23 protein-coding genes are annotated in these 22,204 nt (G+C 59.2%); 11 read left to right on the top strand and 12 right to left on the bottom strand.

The genetic code is table 11. The features are described from left to right. Positions 1–50: 50 nt before the first annotated feature. From QK293_RS11200 to QK293_RS11185, 4 genes are all read right to left on the bottom strand, one after another. Positions 51–323, bottom strand: coding sequence for an oxidative damage protection protein (locus tag QK293_RS11200; RefSeq protein ID WP_145309172.1), 273 nt, complete (start codon positions 321–323; stop codon positions 51–53). Beyond that, complete coding sequence (gene mutY, locus QK293_RS11195; protein ID WP_282377347.1) at positions 320–1,387, bottom strand: A/G-specific adenine glycosylase; 1,068 nt, start codon at positions 1,385–1,387, stop codon at positions 320–322. Before mutY ends, QK293_RS11200 begins: the two co-directional genes overlap by 4 nt. Continuing rightward, positions 1,384–3,609 carry an AsmA family protein gene (locus QK293_RS11190; RefSeq protein WP_282377346.1) on the bottom strand — a complete coding sequence of 742 codons (2,226 nt, stop codon included), beginning with the start codon at positions 3,607–3,609 and terminating at the stop codon, positions 1,384–1,386. Before QK293_RS11190 ends, mutY begins: the two co-directional genes overlap by 4 nt. A gap of 78 nt (positions 3,610–3,687) precedes the next feature. Further along, the gene (locus QK293_RS11185; RefSeq protein ID WP_282377345.1) at positions 3,688–4,092 is read right to left on the bottom strand and encodes an acetyl-CoA sensor PanZ family protein; all 405 of its coding nucleotides are present in this window, start codon (positions 4,090–4,092) and stop codon (positions 3,688–3,690) included. 223 nt (positions 4,093–4,315) lie between these two features. Between QK293_RS11185 and QK293_RS11180 the strand changes: the two genes are divergently transcribed. From QK293_RS11180 to QK293_RS11150, 7 genes are all read left to right on the top strand, one after another. After that, complete coding sequence (locus tag QK293_RS11180; protein WP_282377344.1) at positions 4,316–5,980, top strand: OFA family MFS transporter; 1,665 nt, start codon at positions 4,316–4,318, stop codon at positions 5,978–5,980. 194 nt (positions 5,981–6,174) lie between these two features. Next, on the top strand, positions 6,175–6,768 hold the full coding sequence (hisB, locus tag QK293_RS11175; RefSeq protein ID WP_003218037.1) for an imidazoleglycerol-phosphate dehydratase HisB: 594 nt from the start codon (positions 6,175–6,177) through the stop codon (positions 6,766–6,768). Beyond that, on the top strand, positions 6,768–7,406 hold the full coding sequence (gene hisH, locus QK293_RS11170) for an imidazole glycerol phosphate synthase subunit HisH (RefSeq protein WP_282377343.1): 639 nt from the start codon (positions 6,768–6,770) through the stop codon (positions 7,404–7,406). Before hisB ends, hisH begins: the two co-directional genes overlap by 1 nt. Next, on the top strand, positions 7,407–7,664 hold the full coding sequence (locus QK293_RS11165; protein WP_020795737.1) for a DUF2164 domain-containing protein: 258 nt from the start codon (positions 7,407–7,409) through the stop codon (positions 7,662–7,664). A 42-nt stretch (positions 7,665–7,706) separates the two neighbouring features. Continuing rightward, positions 7,707–8,444, top strand: coding sequence for a 1-(5-phosphoribosyl)-5-[(5-phosphoribosylamino)methylideneamino]imidazole-4-carboxamide isomerase (gene hisA, locus QK293_RS11160; RefSeq protein WP_282377342.1), 738 nt, complete (start codon positions 7,707–7,709; stop codon positions 8,442–8,444). Positions 8,445–8,453: 9 nt separating this feature from the next. Further along, positions 8,454–9,224 carry an imidazole glycerol phosphate synthase subunit HisF gene (gene hisF / locus QK293_RS11155; RefSeq protein ID WP_007897430.1) on the top strand — a complete coding sequence of 257 codons (771 nt, stop codon included), beginning with the start codon at positions 8,454–8,456 and terminating at the stop codon, positions 9,222–9,224. A gap of 78 nt (positions 9,225–9,302) precedes the next feature. Next, positions 9,303–10,058 (top strand): ABC transporter substrate-binding protein, encoded by a 756-nt coding sequence (locus QK293_RS11150; RefSeq protein WP_282377341.1) that lies wholly within the window; start codon positions 9,303–9,305, stop codon positions 10,056–10,058. On the opposite strand, the gene QK293_RS11145 is transcribed toward QK293_RS11150, so the two are convergent. From QK293_RS11145 to gpmI, 5 genes are all read right to left on the bottom strand, one after another. Continuing rightward, entirely contained in the window at positions 10,039–11,505 is a 1,467-nt protein-coding gene (locus QK293_RS11145) for a trypsin-like peptidase domain-containing protein (protein WP_282377340.1), read from the bottom strand. The two genes, QK293_RS11150 and QK293_RS11145, sit on opposite strands and share 20 nt — an antisense overlap. A gap of 150 nt (positions 11,506–11,655) precedes the next feature. Next, positions 11,656–12,432 (bottom strand): divergent polysaccharide deacetylase family protein, encoded by a 777-nt coding sequence (locus QK293_RS11140; RefSeq protein WP_282377339.1) that lies wholly within the window; start codon positions 12,430–12,432, stop codon positions 11,656–11,658. A gap of 1 nt (position 12,433) precedes the next feature. Continuing rightward, the gene (locus QK293_RS11135; RefSeq protein ID WP_282377338.1) at positions 12,434–13,753 is read right to left on the bottom strand and encodes a S41 family peptidase; all 1,320 of its coding nucleotides are present in this window, start codon (positions 13,751–13,753) and stop codon (positions 12,434–12,436) included. Positions 13,754–13,784: 31 nt separating this feature from the next. Then, on the bottom strand, positions 13,785–15,083 hold the full coding sequence (locus QK293_RS11130) for a murein hydrolase activator EnvC (protein ID WP_282377337.1): 1,299 nt from the start codon (positions 15,081–15,083) through the stop codon (positions 13,785–13,787). A gap of 136 nt (positions 15,084–15,219) precedes the next feature. Further along, positions 15,220–16,749 (bottom strand): 2,3-bisphosphoglycerate-independent phosphoglycerate mutase, encoded by a 1,530-nt coding sequence (gene gpmI / locus QK293_RS11125; RefSeq protein ID WP_282377336.1) that lies wholly within the window; start codon positions 16,747–16,749, stop codon positions 15,220–15,222. 150 nt (positions 16,750–16,899) lie between these two features. Here gpmI and QK293_RS11120 point away from each other — a divergent pair, with 150 nt between their 5' ends. From QK293_RS11120 to secB, 3 genes are read left to right on the top strand one after another with little or no spacing between them, the layout of a single operon-like run. Further along, the gene (locus QK293_RS11120) at positions 16,900–17,313 is read left to right on the top strand and encodes a rhodanese-like domain-containing protein (protein WP_282377335.1); all 414 of its coding nucleotides are present in this window, start codon (positions 16,900–16,902) and stop codon (positions 17,311–17,313) included. Position 17,314: 1 nt separating this feature from the next. Next, entirely contained in the window at positions 17,315–17,569 is a 255-nt protein-coding gene (gene grxC / locus QK293_RS11115; RefSeq protein WP_010464569.1) for a glutaredoxin 3, read from the top strand. Positions 17,570–17,610: 41 nt separating this feature from the next. After that, complete coding sequence (gene secB / locus QK293_RS11110) at positions 17,611–18,096, top strand: protein-export chaperone SecB (RefSeq protein ID WP_149416743.1); 486 nt, start codon at positions 17,611–17,613, stop codon at positions 18,094–18,096. A 174-nt stretch (positions 18,097–18,270) separates the two neighbouring features. Here secB and QK293_RS11105 read toward each other — a convergent pair whose 3' ends face one another. After that, positions 18,271–18,726: a tRNA (cytidine(34)-2'-O)-methyltransferase gene (locus tag QK293_RS11105; RefSeq protein ID WP_007949025.1), complete on the bottom strand. Its 456-nt coding sequence runs from the start codon at positions 18,724–18,726 to the stop codon at positions 18,271–18,273. Here QK293_RS11105 and QK293_RS11100 point away from each other — a divergent pair. Then, complete coding sequence (locus QK293_RS11100; RefSeq protein WP_282377329.1) at positions 18,725–19,165, top strand: hypothetical protein; 441 nt, start codon at positions 18,725–18,727, stop codon at positions 19,163–19,165. The two genes, QK293_RS11105 and QK293_RS11100, sit on opposite strands and share 2 nt — an antisense overlap. A 382-nt stretch (positions 19,166–19,547) precedes the next feature. Here the strand turns inward: QK293_RS11100 and ntrC are convergent, their stop codons facing one another. Together ntrC and glnL are read right to left on the bottom strand one after the other, a co-directional pair. After that, positions 19,548–20,984 (bottom strand): nitrogen regulation protein NR(I), encoded by a 1,437-nt coding sequence (gene ntrC, locus QK293_RS11095; protein ID WP_282377328.1) that lies wholly within the window; start codon positions 20,982–20,984, stop codon positions 19,548–19,550. Further along, positions 20,981–22,066 (bottom strand): nitrogen regulation protein NR(II), encoded by a 1,086-nt coding sequence (gene glnL / locus QK293_RS11090; RefSeq protein WP_008024908.1) that lies wholly within the window; start codon positions 22,064–22,066, stop codon positions 20,981–20,983. Before glnL ends, ntrC begins: the two co-directional genes overlap by 4 nt. Positions 22,067–22,204: the final 138 nt, after the last annotated feature.

The raw sequence follows: 22,204 nt of genomic DNA, 5'->3' as shown, positions 1-22,204 counted from the left end.
AAATTTTAATTATTACCGTCGCTTACGTTCCGCCCCCCGATAAATCGGGATTATTCAGCCGGCGGAACGTAGCCGTCGGCTTTGGCGTATTCCTCGCCGGAGAAGTACTTGTCCATCTCGCCCTGAAGGTATTTGCGGTCTTCGGCGTTCATCATGTTCAGGCGTTTTTCGTTGATCAGTAGGGTCTGGTGTTTCTGCCAGTCGGCCCAGGCCTTGGCCGAGACATGGTCAAAAATGTCCTGACCTTTTGTACCCGGGAATGGGGCGCGTTCCAGGGCGGGCAATTCTTCTTTGTACTTGCGGCACATGATGGTGCGGGTCATGACGACTCTCCTGCGTTCAATACGGCGGCCGCGCGTTCGAGCAAGGTTTTGACCGGGGCGGCAAGGCCCAGGCGCGGCGGGGTGGCGAGGTTATACCAGAGCCAGTCGGCCTCGGCCACGTGATGGCCAACCTCCTGAACTTGAACCAGCCAGGGTTCGATGGACAACTGAAAGTGACTGAAGGTGTGCACCAGGCTCGGCAGCGCCTGTTGGCTGCCCAGTTCCAGCGAATGCTGCGAAGCCAGATGTTGCAGGTCGTCGAGGTCGTCGAGTTCCGGCAGGCTCCAGAGACCGCCCCACAAGCCCGTGGAAGGGCGACGGTAAAGCAGAATCGCGCCTTCGCCGTTGGCGAGCATCGGCATCAACGTACGCTTCTGTGGCACGGCTTTGCGCGGTTTGGGGATCGGGTAGCGGGTTTCGAGGCCGAGCATGTGCGCCTCGCAACCCTTTTCAAGCGGGCAAAGCAGGCAGCTCGGTTTGCTGCGTGTACAGAGCGTAGCGCCCAGATCCATCATCGCCTGGGTGTAGGCGTTGACCCGATCATGCGGCGTAAAGCGTTCAGCGTTCGCCCACAGCTGTTTGGCGACCTTGGGCTCGCCCGGATAGCCTTCTTGCGCGGTAAAGCGCGCCAAGACTCGTTTGACGTTGCCGTCGAGGATCGGCGCCCGCAGGCCCATGCTCAGGCTGGCGATGGCGCCCGCCGTGGACAGGCCGATTCCCGGTAGATCAGTGAGCTTCTCCACATTGCACGGAAACTCGCCACCGTACTCGGCGACGACGATTTTCGCGGTCTTCTGCAGATTGCGTGCGCGGGTGTAGTAACCGAGGCCGGTCCACAGGTGCAGGACTTCGTCTTCCGGCGCGGCGGCCAGGGCTTCGACGGTCGGCAACGAGGCCATGAAGCGGTCGAAGTAGTTCAGTACGGTGCTGACCTGGGTTTGCTGCAACATGATTTCTGACACCCACACCCGATACGGCGTGATGCCTTGTTGCCAGGGCAAGTCGTGACGGCCGTGGCGGTCGTACCAGTCCAGCACCGCCGTTGAAAACTGCTCGGCTCTCATCGCTTGAACAGCCCCTTCAGCGCATTTTTCAGTTCCGGGCTGACCTTGTCGCCGAGTTTTTCGTCGATTTTTTCGCTGATCCGCTCGCCGGCCATTTTGCTCGCGACCTGGCCCATGCGTTCGTTATCGAGGCGGCAAGCCTTGGCACCTAGCTCCAGCGGGCCACGGCAGCGCAGCGGCCACTCGATGCCGACGAACTTCTCGCCGACCTGACAGGCCGGGTCCGGCATGTCGCTCTTGTCGCCTTCGACGATAATGCCCACGCGGTAATCCATGCCCAGCACCCGCAAATCGACATCGCCGTCGCCGTTGACGGTCATGCCCGGGATGCGCATTTTCAGGTCCGGGTTGCTGGCCACGCCGTTACGGAAGGTCAGGTTGCCCTTGAGCTCCTGGAACGGTGTGTCCTTGCCCCGTGGCTCGCCGCTGAGGGATTTACGGTTCAGGGTGGCGATGCCTTTGCACAACTGTTGTTCGAGGTTGGCATTGAGCAGGACGCCGTTGTTGATGACGAAACTGGCGTTGCCGTTGAGGCTTTCGATCAGCGCTTTCTGGCTGTTGCCGCTGCCGGTCAGGTTGCTGTTGAGCGTCACCAGACCTTTGATCGGCGGATTTTTACCCTGGCTTTCGAGGATTTTTTCCACCGGCACTTTGTTGATCTGTGTCTGCATGCTCAGCGTCGGCACCTGTTGGCGCACGTCGAGCGTACCTTTGGCGTCGAAGTTACCGTCGTACAACTCGCCGCGAAGGTTTTCCAGTGTCAGCAGGCCGCCTTGGCCTGTGGCCTTGAGCGCCGCGTTCTGGATCGGCAGTTTATCGAGGGTCAACTGGCCGAAGGTGAGGTCAGCGTCCACGTCGAGTTTGCTCAGCCGTTCCACTGGCAACAGACGTTCGTTGCTCCACGCGTCTTTGGTCGGTGCTTGCGGCAGCGGTGTGCTGCCCGCACCGGCCATGGCATCGGCTTCGGTGCTGGCGACTTCGGCCTGACGGACCTGCGTTGCGCTGTTGGCTTCGGCAGATTTTGGCGGCAGGTAACGGTCGACGTTAAAGGTGTCGGCCTTGAGGTTCGCCCGCAGCGATTGCTTGGCGAAGTCCTCGACGGCAATGCGGCCGCTGAAGGTGCTGTCGTCGATTTTCAGGTTGATGTGATCGAACGACAGGCTGGTAGGCGTTCCCGCAAGACGGCTGACCAGCTCGACTTTACTCAGGCTGCCTTCGGCCATGGCCGGAAGTTTCTGGCCGATGCTGTCGACGAATTTCGCCAGATCAAACTGGGCAATCGACAGGCCGCCGTTGATTTGCGGGGTCTTGTCGAGGTCGTTGACCTTCAGCTCACCCAATGCGCGCAGCTGGTTGGCAGAGATCTTGATACCGCTCCATTCGGCGACGTTCGCCGCTTTATCCAGCAGCAATTGGCCCTGGGCGGCGAAGGTCATGGTTTTGCCTTGCAGCGGATCGCCGGCGACTTCACCGGAGAGTTTCATGTCTTCGAGTTTATAGCGCTGCAGTGCGCGCTCGAAACGCAGTTCGCCGTTGAGCTCGGTACGCACGCGCAGGACCGGCTGGTTGGTGCTCAAGAACGCGGTGAGTTTGACCGGGATGTTGGTGGAGTCATGCACCGGGCCGGTACTCAGCTGGATGCTTTCGGCGCTGAACTGCTTGCCGGTTTTTTCGTCGCTGTATTCAACACGGGCGTTGTTGACGGTCAGGCTGTCGATGTCCAGGCGGATCGGCTGGGCCGGTTTTTCCGCTTGGGCAGTGGCCTCAGGCGCTGGTTCGCCGGTGGTCGCGGGCGGTGTGGCTGGTGCGGCCGGGGCCGGAGCTTTGCCGATGTCTTCCCAGTTACCGTGACCGTCCTTGTCACGGTTCAGGCGCAGGTTCAGGCCTTCGACGCGCACATCGCTCATCTGCACTTCACGGCGCAGCAGCGGCAGCACGCGAACCGACAGACCGAGCATTTGCAAGTCGGCGAACGGTTCGGTGGGCTTGGCCAGGGTCGCGACACTGGCTTCGTGCAATTCCAGTCCCAGCCAAGGGAACAGGCTCCAGCCGATATCGCCATTGAGCGTCAGCTCGATGTGGGCTTTGTCGCGGGCAATCTGGCGAATCTCGTCTTTATAGTCGTTGGGATCAAAGAGGTGGGTCAGGGCAAAGCCCAGCGCCACAATGATCAGCAACAGCCCGAGAAGTACCAGACCCAGGATTTTGCCGAACGCTTTCATGGGCGAGTCCTTGTAGTTAGTCGAATTCGAAATTTAGCCGGGGAGTATAGCGCTCCGCAGCGCACGACCGGTCAGCGATCACGTCGGCAACACATCCAGCGGCACTTTCAGTTTGGCCGCCAGCGCTTGTGCCTCCAGGTGCCCGGCAGGCACAAGCAGACGCAAAGTCGCGCCTGATTGCGACGCCATTTTCTGCGCTTCGTGCACCAGGCGCTCGGCCACGCCACGACGACGGGTGATTTTTCGTACGCATAGTTGGGACAGATGCCAGACATCCTGATGACGTTGCAGACGAGCTGCGCCCAACAGGCGATCGTTGAAGCGGCCGGCAATCAGCGAACCCTCAAGCAGGCAGCCTGCGATCAACTGCACATCCCCGGCAAACGGCGCAAACAGCCACTCCGGCGCATCGCGGTAGATCTTTTGTAGATCTTGCTGGTCCTGGTAAGTGGCTTCGGTAAGCGGCTCGACTGTGATCGGCATGGCGGCTCCTTCGGTGGTACGAGAACAGACAACGTACAAAAGGTGATGTCACTTTGGTTTTTCTGTCACGTACAGATGGTAACCTCTGCCGGTTCGTCCGTCCTTCTGCGACTTGATGTCACAGCAAAATGGAGCTTCACCCCGAGAAAACAGTCGTGCGTGCGCATAAAGGCTGAGGGTGAAGAGTGGCAGGCGAACAATACTAATAATTGGGGGATACACAATGACCACGAGCATCACGGCGGACGGCCTCACGGCTGACCAGCCCTCGTTCCTGTCCAAGGAACGCATCATCGCCAAGCCCGGTTTCAACCGTTGGCTGGTACCACCGGCCGCCCTGGCCATCCACCTTTGCATCGGCATGGCCTACGGCTTCTCGGTGTTCTGGTTGCCACTGTCCAAAGCTCTGGGTGTGACCAAGGCAGCGGCTTGCGCGCCGGACATGAGCTTCATCTCGCAAGTTTTTTCGTCCCAATGCGACTGGCCGATCTCGATGCTCGGGTGGATCTACACCTTGTTCTTCATCTTCCTCGGCTGCTCGGCAGCGATCTGGGGTGGCTGGCTGGAACACGCCGGGCCACGCAAGGCCGGCGTTGTGTCGGCACTGTGCTGGTGTGGCGGTCTACTGATTTCAGCGCTGGGGGTCTATACCCACCAGATTTGGCTGATGTGGATCGGCTCCGGGGTCATTGGCGGTATCGGCCTGGGCCTGGGTTACATCTCGCCGGTTTCAACCCTGATCAAGTGGTTCCCGGACAAACGCGGCATGGCGACCGGCATGGCGATCATGGGTTTTGGCGGTGGCGCGATGGTCGGTGCTCCGCTGGCCGCAGCCCTGATGGGCCACTTCGCTTCGCCAACCAGCGTCGGCGTATGGCAGAGCTTCCTGGTAATGGCCGCGATCTACTTCGTGTTCATGATCGGTGGCGCACTGTCCTACCGCGTTCCGCCAACCGGCTGGAAGCCTGAAGGCTGGACCGCTCCGGCGAAAAAAGCTTCCAACGCGATGATCACCCACCGTCACGTGCACGTGAATGTGGCGTGGAAAACCCCGCAATTCCGTCTGGTGTGGCTGGTGCTGTGCCTGAACGTGTCCGCCGGTATCGGCATCCTCGGCATGGCGTCGCCGCTGTTGCAGGAAGTGTTCGCCGGTAAGTTGCTGGGTAACGGTCTGACTTTCGGTCAGCTCGACGCCTCGCAGTTGGCCTCGATCGCAGCGATCGCTGCCGGTTTCACCGGTTTGCTGAGCCTGTTCAACATCGGTGGCCGGTTCTTCTGGGCGTCATTCTCCGACTACCTGGGTCGCAAAAACACCTACTTCGTGTTCTTTGCTTTGGGCTTTGCCCTGTACGCGTTGATTCCGAACCTCGGTCACTTGGGCAACGTTGCGCTGTTCGTGGCGGCCTTCTGCATCATCCTGTCGATGTACGGCGGTGGTTTTGCGACGGTCCCTGCGTATCTCGCGGACCTGTTCGGCACGCAAATGGTCGGCGCGATCCATGGTCGTCTGCTGACGGCGTGGGCGGCGGCGGGTGTGTTGGGTCCGGTGTTGGTGAACTACCTGCGTGAGTATCAGCTGAGCATCGGCGTTGAACGCGCCGCAGCATACGACATCACGCTGTACATCCTCGCGGGCCTGCTGGTGCTGGGTTTCTTGTGCAACCTGCTGGTGCGTCCGGTGGCTGACAAGTACTTCATGACCGACGCTGAACTGGCTGCCGAACAGGCGCTGGGCCACGACAAGGGTGCTGATAGCAGCACCGTATTGGAGTGGAAAGCGGATGCGGGCACCAAGCCGTTGGCGATTGCTGCATGGCTGGTGGTGGGGGTTCCGTTGGCGTGGGGTGTTTGGGTGACTCTGCAGAAAACTGCAGTCCTCTTCCACTAACACACAACCCCTGTCTGATCGTTCCCACGCAGAGCGCGGGAGCGATCAGTGCTCTTGAGATACTTGTACTGACATGTCTATCCACGACAACACGGGGTCCTGTCCGTCAGGGATATCACCTCTCGTGTTTCTGTTTCCGGCCCGCGCCCCTATAATGGCTGCCTTTTTCGCCCAATGATTTTGCGGAGCTGGTGATGGCCGAACGTAAGGCGTCAGTCGAGCGCGACACTCTGGAAACCCAGATCAAAGCCTCGATCAACCTGGATGGCACCGGAAAGGCCCGATTTGATATCGGTGTTCCTTTTCTTGAGCACATGCTGGACCAGATCGCCCGTCACGGGCTGATCGACCTGGATATTGTCAGCAAGGGCGACCTGCATATCGACGACCACCACACCGTGGAAGACGTCGGTATCACCCTGGGTCAGGCCTTCGCCAAAGCCATCGGCGACAAGAAAGGCATCCGTCGCTATGGCCACGCCTACGTGCCGCTCGATGAAGCGCTGTCGCGCGTGGTGATCGACTTCTCCGGCCGTCCTGGCTTGCAGATGCATGTGCCCTATACCCGCGCCACCGTCGGCGGCTTCGACGTTGACCTGTTCCAGGAGTTCTTCCAGGGCTTCGTCAACCATGCCCTCGTCAGCCTGCACATCGACAACCTGCGTGGCACCAACACCCACCACCAGATCGAGACCGTGTTCAAGGCTTTCGGCCGCGCCCTGCGCATGGCGGTAGAGCTGGATGACCGCATGGCCGGTCAGATGCCGTCGACCAAAGGCGTTCTGTAATGCAGACGGTCGCGGTTATCGATTACGGCATGGGCAACCTGCACTCGGTGGCCAAGGCCCTCGAGCACGTCGGTGCCGGCAAGGTCCTGATCACCAGCGATGCCGATGTGATTCGCGAAGCCGACCGGGTGGTATTCCCCGGCGTCGGCGCGATTCGCGATTGCATGGCGGAGATCCGTCGCCTGGGCTTCGACTCGCTGGTGCGTGAAGTCAGCCAGGACCGTCCGTTCCTCGGCATCTGCGTGGGCATGCAAGCCTTGCTCGACAGCAGTGAAGAGAACGACGGCGTTGACTGCATCGGCCTGTTTCCAGGCGCAGTGAAGTTCTTTGGAAAAGACCTGCACGAAGACGGCGAGCACCTGAAAGTCCCGCACATGGGCTGGAACGAAGTGAAGCAGACGGTCACACACCCGCTGTGGCACAACATCCCGGACCTGGCGCGTTTCTACTTCGTGCACAGCTACTACATCGCCGCCGGCAATGCGCGGCAGGTGGTGGGTGGCGGTCACTACGGTGTTGATTTCGCCGCCGCGCTGGCCGATGGCTCACGTTTCGCCGTGCAGTTCCACCCGGAGAAGAGCCATACCCATGGCCTGCAATTGCTGCAGAACTTCGCTGCGTGGGATGGTCTCTGGTAAATGGCCGTCAAAAAGAAGCCGCCGATCCTGACCCTCACTCCTGAACAGGAGAGCGAGGCCAATCACAAGATCAAACGCTTCATGGAAGATCGCTTCGAACTGGACTTGGGTTCGTTCGAGGCGGCTGAAATCCTTGAGCTGTTTACCCGCGAAATTGCTCCGCACTATTACAACAGGGCGATTTTCGATGTGCAGGCGCACCTCAAAGAGAGGTTCGAAAGCATCGAAAGCGACCTGTGGGCGCTCGAGAAAAACTGATTTTCGAGTGAAGCTGAACAATCGAATTTGAAGGTTTGCCAGATGCTGATTATTCCCGCTATCGATCTTAAAGACGGTGCCTGTGTTCGTCTGCGCCAGGGCCGCATGGAAGATTCCACGGTGTTTTCCGATGACCCGGTGAGCATGGCTGCCAAGTGGGTGGAGGGCGGTTGCCGTCGTCTGCATCTGGTCGACTTGAACGGCGCTTTCGAAGGCCAGCCGGTCAACGGCGAAGTGGTCACCGCCATCGCCAAGCGCTACCCGAACCTGCCGATCCAGATCGGCGGCGGTATCCGTTCCCTCGAAACCATCGAACACTACGTGAAGGCCGGCGTGAGCTACGTGATCATCGGCACCAAAGCCGTGAAAGATCCGGCCTTCGTTGCTGAAGCCTGCCGCGCGTTTCCGGGCAAAGTGATCGTCGGTCTGGATGCCAAAGACGGTTTCGTCGCCACCGACGGCTGGGCTGAGATCAGCACCCTTCAGGTGATCGACCTGGCCAAGCAATTCGAAGCTGATGGCGTGTCCGCGATCGTTTATACCGACATCGCCAAAGACGGCATGATGCAGGGCTGCAACGTGCCGTTCACCGCTGCGTTGGCCGCTGCAACCAAGATCCCGGTGATCGCTTCCGGCGGCATCCACAACCTCGGTGACATCAAGTCGCTGCTCGACGCCAAGGCGCCAGGCATCATCGGCGCCATCACTGGCCGGGCGATCTACGAAGGCACTCTCGATGTCGCTGAAGCGCAAGCTTTCTGCGATTCGTACAAAGGCTGAGGACTGACCATGGCGCTGGCCAAACGCATCATCCCTTGCCTGGACGTGGATAACGGCCGGGTGGTCAAGGGCGTCAAGTTCGAGAACATCCGCGACGCCGGCGACCCGGTAGAAATTGCCCGTCGCTATGACGAGCAGGGTGCCGACGAGATTACCTTTCTCGACATCACCGCCAGCGTCGATGGTCGCGACACCACGCTGCATACCGTTGAGCGCATGGCCAGCCAAGTGTTCATTCCGCTGACCGTGGGCGGCGGCGTGCGCACCGTGCAGGATATTCGCAACCTGCTCAACGCTGGTGCGGACAAGGTCTCGATCAATACTGCTGCGGTGTTCAACCCGGAATTCGTGGGCGAAGCGGCGCAGCATTTCGGTTCGCAGTGCATCGTCGTTGCCATCGACGCCAAGAAGGTCTCCGGCCCGGGCGAAACCCCGCGCTGGGAAATCTTTACCCACGGCGGTCGCAAACCTACCGGTCTCGACGCCGTTGAATGGGCGAAGAAAATGGAAGGCCTGGGTGCCGGTGAAATCCTGTTGACCAGCATGGACCAGGACGGCATGAAAAACGGCTTCGACCTGGGCGTTACCCGCGCCATCAGCGATGCGTTGGGTATTCCGGTGATTGCTTCGGGCGGCGTCGGCAATCTGCAACATTTGGCCGACGGCATACTCGAAGGCCACGCCAGCGCGGTATTGGCGGCGAGTATTTTCCACTTTGGTGAATACACCGTGCAGGAAGCCAAGGCCTACATGGCCCATCGCGGCATCGTGATGCGCTAAACATACCGATACAGGCCAGTGGACATCATGGCGGGCTCAAGGCACTCTTGGGTACGCCATGGATCTCGGTAGCCAGACATGCTTAGACACCTTCTTCTTGCCCTCGCCAGCGCTTCTCTATTGCTCGTCAATGGGGCGCATGCCGCAGAAAATCCCGACACCGATCTGGTGTTGCTGACTGAAAACTTCCCACCGTACAACATGGCGAAGAACGGCAAGAACTTCGCTCAGGACGAGAACATCAACGGCATCGCCGTCGACATCGTCCGCGAGATGTTCAAACGTGCCGAAGTCACTTACAGCTTGACGCTGCGTTTCCCTTGGGAGCGAATCTACAAACTCGCCCTGGAGAAACCGGGTTACGGGGTTTTCGTGATGGCGCGGTTGCCGGACCGCGAGAAACTGTTCAAGTGGGTTGGTCCTATCGGTCCGGACGACTGGATCATGCTGGCCAAGGCTGACAGCAAGATCAACCTGGGAACGCTGGATGAGGCGCGCAAATACAAGATTGGTGCGTATAAGGGCGACGCGATTGCCGAGACACTGGCCAAGCAAGGGTTGAAGCCGATTGTCGTACTGCGGGATCAGGACAACGCGAAGAAACTGGTCAACGGCCAGATCGACCTGTGGGCCACCGGCGACCCTGCCGGCCGTTACCTCGCTCGACAGGATGGCGTGACCGGCCTCAAAACCGTGCTGCGATTCAACAGCGCCGAGTTGTACCTGGCGCTGAACAAGGATGTGCCGGATGAGGTGGTGGCGAAGCTGCAGGCGGCACTGGATCAGTTGCGCAAGGAAGGTGTGGTGGATGACATCATGGCGCGGTACCTGTAAGCGCCTCCCACTCCAGGATGTATTCGTGCACTGCCGAACGTTGTTTGTTTGTATCGTGAGCGTAGGTGCAAACCTTCAGAGGCATATCCCTTTCCCCGCGCGACATGTTAAAGGTTACATCCGTGTAGCCCTGCGGATCGTCGCAGTTAGTTTGCTCCGGTTTTCCATATTTTCGTTGGTAAAGATCGATACCTTCGTTCTTTCTCACTGGCCATTCGATCGAGACCCTATTCACTTTCTTGTCAAAGAAAATAACGAGTTCGGGAGCGGGGGTCGGGCCAGCGGCATGAAGATAGGTTGGAACGGTCACTGCGTTTCTGTAAGTTCCCGCAGGCAGTGGATTGTCCAGGCTGTCCGTGCCGATAATGCACAGATTGTTAAGTCCGGGTTGCGGTCCCATCGATACGTCAACTAAGGCGTTGATGCCGTCAATGGATGGGCTGTAACCGTCTGGTTTTTCGCAATCGAGTGGAATGTACGTTTGCTTATATCGATAGTGGCGAGTGCTGACATTGATCGGAAAGTTCCACGTCGGCATAAGTGGCTTTCCATCTGTTTCGATCGCGATTTTTGCATACTGGATAATGTCTGAAGGTAATGGCAGGGACGCGGTTGGATAAAGTTGGCAAGTGTTAGGGTCAGTATTGATTCTGCCATCGACAACGCAGTCGTTGAGTATCGCTGTTGGACTACCGTAGTTACTACTTTCTACATAGTCATAGCCCGGCAGGCGTGTTACATCCTTGGCCCGAGTGCCCAGCACGGCATATACCTCATTGGTTGCCCTGATCAGAACAGGGCTGCCGGAACTGCCTCCGACGATGCCTTTGCACTGGTTCCGGACGCTGTGGCGCCACACCCAGGGTTTTTCGAACAAAGCCGAGGACGAGTGATGTGTACAAGCTGCAGCCTTTAGTGGATAGCCGCTTGCCGCGTTGACTATAAGAATATCGGTATCTTCCGCAGGGGCTTCGCTTGCCAGTTTAAGCGGGGCTACCCCGGCTGCCTTTAGTTCACCCTGTGTGGTATCCAGCTCGAGAATGCCCAGATCGATACCTTGAATGCTGCTCCAGACGACTTTTTTCACAGGAAAGTTTTTGTAGGCGTCTGTGGTGTCATCGAAATAGTTGAAGGTAATGGTGCCTTCTATCGGTTTATCTATATCGATCACGCCATTTTTCTTGTTCAAGCAATGAGCGCTGGTCAGTGCATAGACCGGATCTGAGTCCAGCTTGCTATGAGTGTCGATTACAAAAGTCGTGCAATTACCGAGAGGGCCTGAAAGCTTTCCGATACCCTTCCAATAGTTGAATTTTCCATCTTTGTTTTTCAAATAATCAGGAGATGAAAAGTTTTCTGCACCGTCCCCATAGTCAATGGGGTTGGCGAAGGCAGTGCAGGTTGTTGTAAGTGCAGCAATTGTCAGTGCAAGTTTTAATTTAGTCATGGCCAGTCCTTGGCGTCAGTAAAAATTCAAGACTGGCGTAGATTAGTTTAATGTTGTTCTAAAGAGGGATTACAGTTGTTAGCGGTTGTGATTGTTTTCATTAACTAATCATTATGCTACTGCCTGGCGCGCAGAGCACGACGCTACTGTTTATCGATAAGTCCCGTCCTTGCCATGGGCAGCCATCGCCTTGTTACTGCGCACACTGATCATTTGTTTAATATCAATCCACTCAATGCCCTGAGCCTTGAACTTCGGCAGTTCACGTTCGAGCACCGCCAGTGTCTGCGGGTATGGATGACCAATCATCACCGCCGAACCCTGCTTGCGCGCCAGGCTGATGGCCTTCTGTAGCTGCGTGAAGATCGCCGCTTCAGTTTGCTCATCATCCAGAAACACATCCCGCGAAATGCTCGCCAGATCGATCTTCTGCGCCTGCTGAGCGGCTACGGTTTGCGCGCTGGTGCGGCTGTCGACGAAGAATTTGTGCCGACGTTGCAGGTCCGCCATCAACCAGGCCATGGCGGCCGGCTGAGCCGTCATGCGACTGCCCATATGATTGTTGATGCCAGCGGTATAGGGCACGACCTTGAACGCCGCGTTCAGGCGTTTCTCAAGTTCGTCGATGGGCAAATCAGGATGCCAGGCGAACGGCCCCGTTGCCGGGTCCATGGGCATGTGCAGGATGACGATCTTGCCGGCACGATGGGCCTCGCGGGCGAATTCAGTGGCGTGGGGTGTGTCGGGCATGATCGCCGTGGTGACGGGGCCGGGCAGGGCCAGCACGCGACGATCCCGGGGCAGGTTCTGCCCCAGGTCATCGATGATCAGACTTAGGTAGGCTTTTTGAGGTGCCGTCGCGACGGGCGTTGCATGAGCAACACCCGCCAGGCAGCACAGCAAGCCGAGGATGAACCGCAGCGGCATCTCAGCGGCCGGAGGTGATGCTCAGCCCTTTGAGCAGGCTCAGCGCCTGGGCCAATTGGTAGTCGTCATCCTGTGGCATCGCCTTGGCTTTGCCGCTGGAGCTGGTCGGTTTGTCGGCGCCGCCGTTGCCATTGCCCAGGTGACCTTGCAGATCGGCTTCCTTGAAGTACTCGCCGTCCTGCTCGCTGGTGATTTTGGCCTTGCGTACTTCGATGTCCGGGACGATGCCCTGAGCCTGGATCGAGCGACCGTTCGGCGTGTAATACAGCGCCGTGGTGATTTTCAGTGCGCGTTCGTTGTTCAGCGGCAGGACGGTTTGTACCGAGCCTTTGCCGAAACTGGTGGTACCCATGACCACCGCGCGTTTCTGATCCTGCAAGGCACCGGCGACAATTTCCGACGCCGAGGCGCTGCCGCCGTTGATCAGTGCGACCATTGGCACGGCTTCGCTTTCGTCTTTGCCGGTGGCGGAGAAGCGCAGTTCAGAGTTGGCGATACGGCCCTTGGTGTAAACGATCAGGCCCTTGGTGATGAAGTGGTCGACCACTTCCACCGCCGCTTGCAGCACGCCGCCCGGGTTGTTACGCAGGTCGAGAATGATGCCTTTGAGCTTCTTGCCGTTGTCCTTGCGCAGCTTGGCCAGGGCTTTGGAGACTTCTTCACCGGTCTTGACCTGGAACTGGGTGATGCGGATGTAGCCGTAACCGGATTCCAGCAGCTGGCTCTTTACGCTCTTCACTTGAATGATGGCGCGGGCCAGGGTCACGTCGAACGGTGTACCGCCGTCGCGTACCAGGGTCAGGGTGATTTTCTGGCCGATCTTGCCGCGCATCTTGTCCACGGCTTCGGTCATGCTCTGGCCGCGGGTCGGCTGGCCGTTGATCTTGACGATGAAGTCGCCGGCCTGAATGCCAGCCTTGGAGGCCGGGGTGTCGTCGATCGGTGACACGACCTTGATGAAACCGTCTTCGGCGCCAACTTCGATGCCCAGGCCGCCGAATTCACCGCTGGTGCTTTCCTGCAACTCAGCGAAGTCTTCCGGGCCCAGGTAGGCGGAGTGTGGGTCGAGGTTGCTGAGCATGCCTTTGATGGCGTTTTCCAGCAGGGTCTTGTCGTCCACCGGCTCGACATAGGCGGCTTTGATCCGGTCCATGACCTCGGCGAAGGTGCGCAACTCTTCCAGCGGCAATGGCGCCTTGGTGGTCGCAGCAGTGCCCGCAGGTGCGACTGCCGGAGCCGGTTGAGCGGCGAACGCCAGAGGCGCGCCGATCACCAGGGCGATCGTCAGGGCCAGCGAGGTAAGGCGGGACAAATGCAGCATGTCGAACGAACTCCTGAAGTAGATGGCGTACTTATCCTTGCGCACGACACCATTGCGCCGGATCACTCGGGTGACCCTGCTGACGAATAGCGAAATACAGCGCTGGTGTGTCCTGCCCGCCACTGCTACCCACAGTGGAGATGGACTCACCGGCTTTTACAACGTCACCCGCAGACTTGAGCAGCGTCTGGTTGTGACCATAAAGACTCAAAAAACCGTTGCCATGGTCGAGAATCACCAGCAGCCCGGCGCCACGCAACCAGTCGGCGAACACCACACGACCACCATGCACGGCGTGCACCTGGCTGCCGGCGGAGGCGCTGATCATCACGCCGTCCCACTTGGTGCGGGCGTCATCGCCACGGGTTTCGCCAAAGCGTGCCAGCAGTCGACCATCAACGGGCCAAGGAAGTTTTCCCCGGCTTGACGCGAAAGGGCCGCCAAAGGTCTCGCCTGAGTTTGATACCAGAGCGCCGGGCGTCGATTTAACGGGTTTGCGTGGGGCGTCAGTGGCGTCTGCGTCTGCTTCAGCCTGAGCCTCACGTAAACGCTTTTTTTCGGCTTCCTGCTGGGCGATCAGCGCTTTTTGCCGCGCTTCCTCTGCCTCACGGGCCTGACGGGCCAGGGTTTCTTCAATGGTTTTAAGGACTTTAGACAGGTCTGCCTGATCCTGCTCGCGGGCTGCCAGCTTCTGATCGCGGGCCTTCACGTCGTCGCTGAGCTTGGCCAGGACTTGCTGGCGCTCCTTGCGGACTTTGTCCAGTTCGTCGCGCTGGCTGTCGAGGCTGCTTTTCTGCACCAGCAATTGCGCCTGTTGCAGGGCGATGTCTTTTTCGACATTGGCCAGTTGGCGCAGGGTTTCGTTGAAATTCTTCAGCTGCTCCAGGCGGGCCTGGCTCAGGTAGTCGTAATAGGTGAGGGTGCGGGCGAATTTTTCCGGGTTTTGCTGGTTGAGCAGCAGCTTCAAGTACTCCTGACGGCCGTTTTGATAGGCCGCGCGGGCCTGGATGGCGATCAGTCGTTGCTGTTCAATGCGCGCGCTCTGGAGTTTTTTTTTCTCGGCATCGAGTCGCTGCAGCTCGGCTTCGCTTTTCTTCAGCTCTTTTTGCAGGGATTCGACCTGCTTCTCAAGCTTGCCCATCTCGGTTTCGGTGCCTTTGAGGTCTTTTTGCACACCGGATTTTTCTTCCTGGAGCTTGCCCAGCAGTTTTTTCAGCTCGGCAATGTCCTGACGCGTGGCGTCCAACTGTTGTTGGGTTTGCGCGCGCTCGTCAGCAAAGGCCGGTTGGAGCAGGCATGTCAGAGCAAGGGCTATCAGGACGCGAAGCATAGAGGCGGGCGACACCAGGGAAAGGGACGGCCTAGTATGCCCGCCAAGCGCTGCAAAAAAAACGCCTCAAAGGCAACTGCTTTGAGGCGTTCGTCATAAAAAGCCGTTTCGGGCTATTGATCGGGCGCTTTTGCCATCAGACCAATATCGAAGTGCCAGTCATCTCGGCAGGTTTCTCAAGCCCCATCAACATCAGCATGGTCGGGGCCACATCCGCCAGCACGCCGCCGTCGCGAACCTTGAAGTCACGCTTGCCGACATAGATGAACGGCACCGGCTCGGTGGTGTGGGCGGTATGCGCCTGGCCGGTGGACTCGTCGGCCATTTGCTCGACGTTGCCGTGGTCGGCAGTGATCAGCGCTTCGCCGCCGACTTTTTCCAGCGCGTCAACGATGCGGCCAACGCACAGGTCCAGGCATTCAACGGCTTTGACGGCTGCGTCGAACACGCCGCTGTGGCCGACCATGTCGCCGTTGGCGTAGTTGACCACGATCACGTCGTAACGCTGGTTTTCGATGGCATCGACGATGCGGTCGGTAACTTCCGGCGCACTCATCTCCGGCTGCAAGTCATAGGTGGCGACTTTCGGCGACGGGATCAGGATGCGCTCTTCGCCCGGGAACGGTTCTTCGCGGCCACCGGAGAAGAAGAAGGTCACGTGGGCATACTTCTCGGTCTCGGCGATGCGCAGCTGGGTCTTGCCGTTTTTCGCCAGGTAGTCGCCCAGCACGTTGTCCAGGCTGCCCGCAGCGAAGGCCGATGGCGCGGGAATGCTGGCGGCGTACTGGGTCAGCATGACGAAGCCGGCCAGTTTTGGCTGGCGGGCACGTTCGAATTCCTTGAAATCGTCTTCAACGAACACGCGGGTCAGTTCACGGGCGCGGTCGGCGCGGAAGTTCATGAACACCACGGCGTCGCCGTCTTCGACTTTCACCGGGTCACCGATGGAGGTGGCTTTGACGAATTCGTCGCTCTCGCCACGTTCGTACGCGGCTTGCAGGCCTTCCTGAGCGGTGGCGGCGTTGAATTCGCCGTTGCCATCGACAATCAGGTTGTAGGCCTGGGACACGCGGTCCCAACGGTTGTCGCGGTCCATGGCAAAGTAACGACCGACAATGCTGGCGATCCGACCTTTGCCGAGTGCCTGGAACGCAGCGTCCAGCAGCTCGATGGACGGCTGAGCGCTTTTCGGCGGCGTGTCGCGGCCATCAAGGAAGGCGTGCAGATAGATTTTTTCGGCGCCTCGCTTGAAAGCCAGTTCGGCCATGGCAACCAGGTGATCCTGGTGGCTGTGAACGCCGCCATCGGACAGCAGGCCCATGAAGTGCACGGCTTTGCCGGCAGCGACGGCTTTGTCTACAGCGGCGCAGATAGTCGGGTTTTCGAAAAACTCGCCATCGCGGATCGATTTGGTCACACGCGTGAAGTCCTGATACACCACGCGGCCGGCGCCGAGGTTCATGTGGCCGACTTCGGAGTTGCCCATCTGGCCATCCGGCAGACCGACGTCCATGCCGCTGCCCGAGATCAGGCCGTTCGGCACGGTAGCGGTCAGGCGGTCCAGTACGGGCTTCTTGGCCGCATAGATGGCGTTGGATTCAGGGCTCTCACTGTGACCGAAGCCGTCGAGAATAATCAGGACCAAAGGTTTAGGCGTGGTAGTCATGGATTCCACTCGTGGCTGAATTAAGAGGGCGATGGAAAAGGGAGTGGCAGTTTAAAGGCAAGTTCAATCCACGTCACCGCCGGACGGGGTTTGGCGCACCATATGGGCTGTGTATACTGGCCCACTTTTAACGCCCTGGAACCACCTTAAATGCTTGATCACCTGATTGCATTTGCCACTACCCACTATTTGCTGGCCGGTATTTTCGTTGTTCTGCTGGCTCTGCTGATCGCCCATGAGATGAAAGGTGGCGGTCGTAGCCTGAGCACCGGTGAACTGACCGGGCTGGTCAACAAAGACGCAGGCGTGGTGATCGACATTCGTCCGACCAAGGATTTCACCGCCGGTCACATCGTTGGCGCGTTGAACATTCCTCACGACAAACTGACCGCTCGCGTCGGCGAACTGGAAAAGCACAAGGCCAAGACCATCATCCTGGTCGATGCCATGGGCCAGACTGCCGGCACTCATGCCCGCGAACTGATGAAATCAGGCTTCACCGCCGCCAAGCTCTCCGGCGGTATTTCCAGCTGGAAGGGTGACAACCTGCCGCTGGTGAAGTGATATGAGCAACGTCGTCGTCTATTCCAGCGATTACTGCCCTTACTGCTCGCGAGCCAAGTACCTGCTCGAGAACAAAGGCGTGGCCTTCGAAGAGATCAAGGTCGATGGCAAGCCTCAGGTGCGCGCCGCCATGGCCCAGAAGGCCGGACGTACGTCCGTGCCGCAGATCTGGATCGGCGAGCGCCATATTGGTGGCTGTGATGATTTGTTTGCCCTGGAGCGCGCCGGCAAGCTCGACGCCATGCTCAAGGCCTGAATGCCTTCCCTGTAAGACCCCAAGATCAGAAAGGATCTGAGATGACTGACCAACAGAACACTGCAGCTAGCGAAGAAGAAACCGCACCGCAATTCTCCTTGCAGCGCATCTACGTACGTGACTTGTCCTTCGAAGCCCCGAAAAGCCCGGCGATCTTCCGTCAGCAGTGGGAACCAAGCGTCGGTCTGGATCTGAACACCCGTCAAAAGGCACTGGAAGGCGATTTCCACGAAGTCGTACTGACCCTGTCCGTCACCGTGAAGAACGGCGACGAAGTGGCGTTCATTGCTGAAGTGCAACAGGCCGGGATCTTCCTGATCAAGAACCTCGATGACGCTTCGATGAGCCACACCCTCGGCGCGTTCTGCCCGAACATCCTGTTCCCGTACGCTCGCGAAACCCTGGACAGCCTGGTCACCCGCGGTTCGTTCCCGGCCCTGATGCTGGCTCCGGTGAACTTCGACGCGCTGTACGCACAGGAACTGCAGCGCATGCAGACTGCGGGCGAAACCCCGACTGTGCAATAAACGCTCGATGCAACAATGAAAAAAGCGCCGTAACAGGCGCTTTTTTCATGGGACTGCAAAACCCTGTAGCAGCTGCCGAAGGCTGCGTTCGGCCGCGTAGCGGTCGTTCTTTCGAGATCGCCGCGACCCTTCGGGTCGAACGCAGCCTGCGGCAGTTGCTACAGGGGGCTTCGGTTACTTGAAGCCGAGCTGACGCCAGCCTTCGTAGACGGCAACCGCCACGGTGTTTGACAGGTTCAGGCTGCGGCAGCCTTCACGCATCGGCAGGCGCAAGCGCTGTTCACCGGGCAGCGCATCGAGTACTTCCGCCGGCAAACCACGACTTTCAGGGCCGAACAGGAACGCATCGCCCTCGGCGAAGCTGGCATCGTGGAACGGCCGCGAGCCCTTGGTGGTGAAGGCGAACAGCCGAGGGTGACCGAGGCTTTCCAGACAGCTGGCGAGGTCTGCGTGGCGTTGCAGGGTGGCATACTCGTGGTAATCGAGGCCGGCCCGGCGCAGGCGCTTGTCGTCCATCTCGAAGCCCAGCGGTTCGATCAAATGCAGGTGGCAGCCACTGTTGGCGCACAGCCTGATAACGTTGCCGGTATTCGGCGGAATTTCTGGTTGGAAAAGGATGACGTGAAACATGCACGGCTCCGAAGGTAAAGATGAGCAGCATTCTACGCCGCAAGCGGATCTGCGTTCGAAACTATTCCCACGGGTGATAGCTTCACTGGCGATTGTCGGGGTGATGGTGGGGTTGATGATCGGTCGCCTGACCACCCCCGACCCCAGCGAATTGCAGCAAGTGGAGGTGTCGAACGATGGGCTGGTGGTGTGGTTCAACAACGAGCCCAAGACTCACGGCGAGTTCGTCGACGGTAGCCTTGCGCTGCTGTTTGAGGCTGAAGGCAAGGCGCAGAAAGGTCAGCTCAAAATCAACGACAAGAGCGTGAACTGGCGAGTACGTTTGAGTGATGGGGGGTTGTTGCTGACGGTGGTGGCGGCCCGGCCACTGCAGGGCGAGTGGGTCGGTAGCGAGGTCGATGACCGCTGGCGACTGGAGATCCATCTCCGAGAGCAATAAAAGAGGGAATCCCCGGCCTGCCTGTACCAAGGTTCCCGAAACTGGGTAGTGAATCGAATCACTGAATGGACCATTGCAGGGGGCGTGCCAGGTTTTAACAAACTGAAACAGAAAGCCGCTTTGAAACGCTGAAAGCCCCGTGATTCGGGGCTTTCGTGTTTTTTCGATAGGGGTTCGATTGTGAGCGCAGGCTGGATTTCGGATTAGTTGGCGTGCGCGATTGCGGTTCACGGTGCATTCAGGCGGTGCACGCAGGGCGATGATCGTTCCCACGCTCCCGCGTGGGAATGCCTCAATGGACGCTCTGCGTCCGCTTCGGCAGGGACGCGGAGCGTCCCGGGCTGCATTCCCACGCAGAGCGTGGGAACGATCGGGTTAAAAGTTAACCCTCATCCCCCTCATCTTCATCCCCACCATCAACCTTCATCCCCAATTCCTTGATCTTGCGCGTCAGGGTATTACGCCCCCAGCCCAGCAAAACGGCGGCATCGCGGCGGCGGCCGGCGGTGTGTTTGAGGGCGGTCTCGATCATGATCCGCTCGAAGGCCGGCACGGCGCTGTCGAGCAGGTTCGACTGGCCACGGGCCAGCGCCTGATCAGCCCACTGACGCAGCGCTTGCTCCCAATTGGTCACCGGCGCTGAATCCTGCGGCAGGTTCAGCAACTCTGGCGGCAGGTCGCTGATGTGCACTTCGCGACCCGAAGCCATCACCGTGATCCAGCGGCAGGTGTTCTCCAGCTGACGCACGTTGCCGCCCCACGGCAGGTTTTTCAGGTATTCCTCGGCTTCGCTTTTCAGCAGCTTCGGTTCCACCGCCAGTTCTTGCGCGGCGCGGCTGAGGAAGTGCTTGGCCAGGGTCGGGATGTCTTCGCGACGGTCCGACAGCCGTGGAATATGGATGCGGATGACGTTGAGGCGGTGGAACAAGTCCTCACGGAATTTCCCGGCGTGCACCAGGGTTTCCAGATTCTGGTGAGTCGCGGCGATGATTCGCACATCGACCTTCACCGGCACATGGCCGCCGACGCGGTAGAACTCGCCGTCGGCCAATACCCGCAGCAAACGAGTTTGGGTGTCTGCTGGCATGTCGCCGATTTCATCGAGGAACAGCGTGCCGCCGTCAGCCTGTTCAAAACGCCCGCGACGCAGGTTGGCCGCGCCGGTGAACGCGCCTTTCTCATGACCGAACAGCTCGGATTCCATCAGGTCCTTCGGGATCGCCGCCATGTTCAGCGCAATGAACGGCGAAGCCGCGCGCGGGCTGTGACGGTGCAGGGCGTGGGCCACGAGCTCTTTACCGGTCCCGGATTCGCCGTTGATCAGCACGGTGATGTTGGAGTGGCTCAAGCGCCCGATGGCGCGAAACACTTCCTGCATCGCTGGCGCTTCGCCGATGATTTCCGGGGTGCGGGTCAAGGCGACCGGGACTTCCAGGCCTTGCTGTTCCTGGGCGTGCTGGTTGGCGCGCTTGACCAGGGACACCGCTTCGTCGACATCGAACGGCTTGGGCAGGTATTCAAACGCGCCGCCCTGATAGGACGCGACAGCGCTGTCCAGATCGGAGTGAGCGGTCATGATGATGACCGGCAGTCGTGGGTGTTGTTCGCGAATCCGCGCCAGAAGGTCCAGACCGCTGGCGCCCGGCATGCGGATGTCGGAGATGATCACGTCCGGCTGCTGGCGCGCCAGGCGGCTCATCACGCCATCGGCGCTGTCGAAGCTTTGTGTGGTCATGCCTTCTTGCTGCAAGGCTTTTTCCAGGACCCAACGGATAGAACGGTCGTCATCGACGATCCACACGGTTTCACTACGGCTCATGTCGATGTGGCTCCTTGTTCCAGTGGCAGAAAGATCGAGAAGGTGGTGTGGCCTGGATGGCTGTCACATTCGATCAGACCCTGGTGCTGGCTGATGATGTTCTGGGTTATGGCCAGGCCCAGCCCGGTACCGTCCGGGCGGCCGCTGACCATGGGAAAGAAGATGGTTTCCTGCAACTCCGCGGGAATGCCCGGGCCGTTGTCGATGATTTCGATCTTGGTCACCAGGCGATGACGCACGTGGCCAATGGTGAACTGGCGCATGGCGCGGGTACGCAGGCTGATGCGGCCAAGGCGCAGCTCGTTCTGGCTGCTGATGGCCTGCATCGCATTGCGCACAATGTTCAGAACGGCCTGAATCATTTGTTCGCGGTCGATCAACACGTCCGGAATGCTGGGGTCGTAGTCGCGCACCAACGTGATGCAGCCCTGACTTTCGGCTTCCACCAGATGACAGACGCGTTCGAGCACTTCGTGGACGTTGCACATCGCCAGCGATGGCAGTTTGTTGGAACCGAGCATGCGATCGACCAGATTGCGCAGGCGGTCGGCCTCTTCAATGATTACGTTGGTGTAGTCGCGCAGGCTTTCTTCCGGCAGTTCGCGAGCGAGCAATTGGGCCGCGCCGCGTATCCCGCCGAGAGGGTTCTTGATTTCGTGAGCGAGGCCACGCACCAGCATCTTGCTGGTTTCCTGCTTCGACAGCTGCGCTTCTTCCTTGGTGATGCGCAGCAAGCGGTCGCGAGGGTGGACTTCCAGCAGCAGCATGGTGGCGCCGTTGGCGAGTATCGGCGTAACCGCGTAGTCGACAGTCAGGGTCTGGCCGGTAAGGGCGGTGAGCATCGCTTCGCGCTTGGTGAACGGGTGCGCCTGCTCGACCGCCTGGCGCAGGGAGTTCAGCGCCTCGGTGGATTCGGTGAACAACTCACTGATGAACTGCCCATGGCTACGCTGACCGCTGATGGCCAGGAGCATCTCCGCTGCCGGGTTCATGTACTCGAGGCGCAGTTCGGCGTCGAGCAGAATGGTGGCGGTGGTCAGGTTGTCGAGTAGCAGACGATGCAGTGCGTCACTGATGGTCATTCGGACCTCTTTGGAGCAGGGCATGCGCGTGAATAACGCGCCGATGCAAGGAAAATGCAAAAACCAAACCAAGGCTCCGAAAAGAAGCGTTTAAGGCCTGAAACGGGCGTTTGACGCTCGTTTACGTGGCGTTCTTCC

This window comes from Pseudomonas sp. AL03 (assembly GCF_029960815.1).
Classification (GTDB): domain Bacteria; phylum Pseudomonadota; class Gammaproteobacteria; order Pseudomonadales; family Pseudomonadaceae; genus Aquipseudomonas.
Note: the sequence above shows the minus strand (reverse complement) of the source record. Positions and strands in the feature narration are given on the sequence as shown.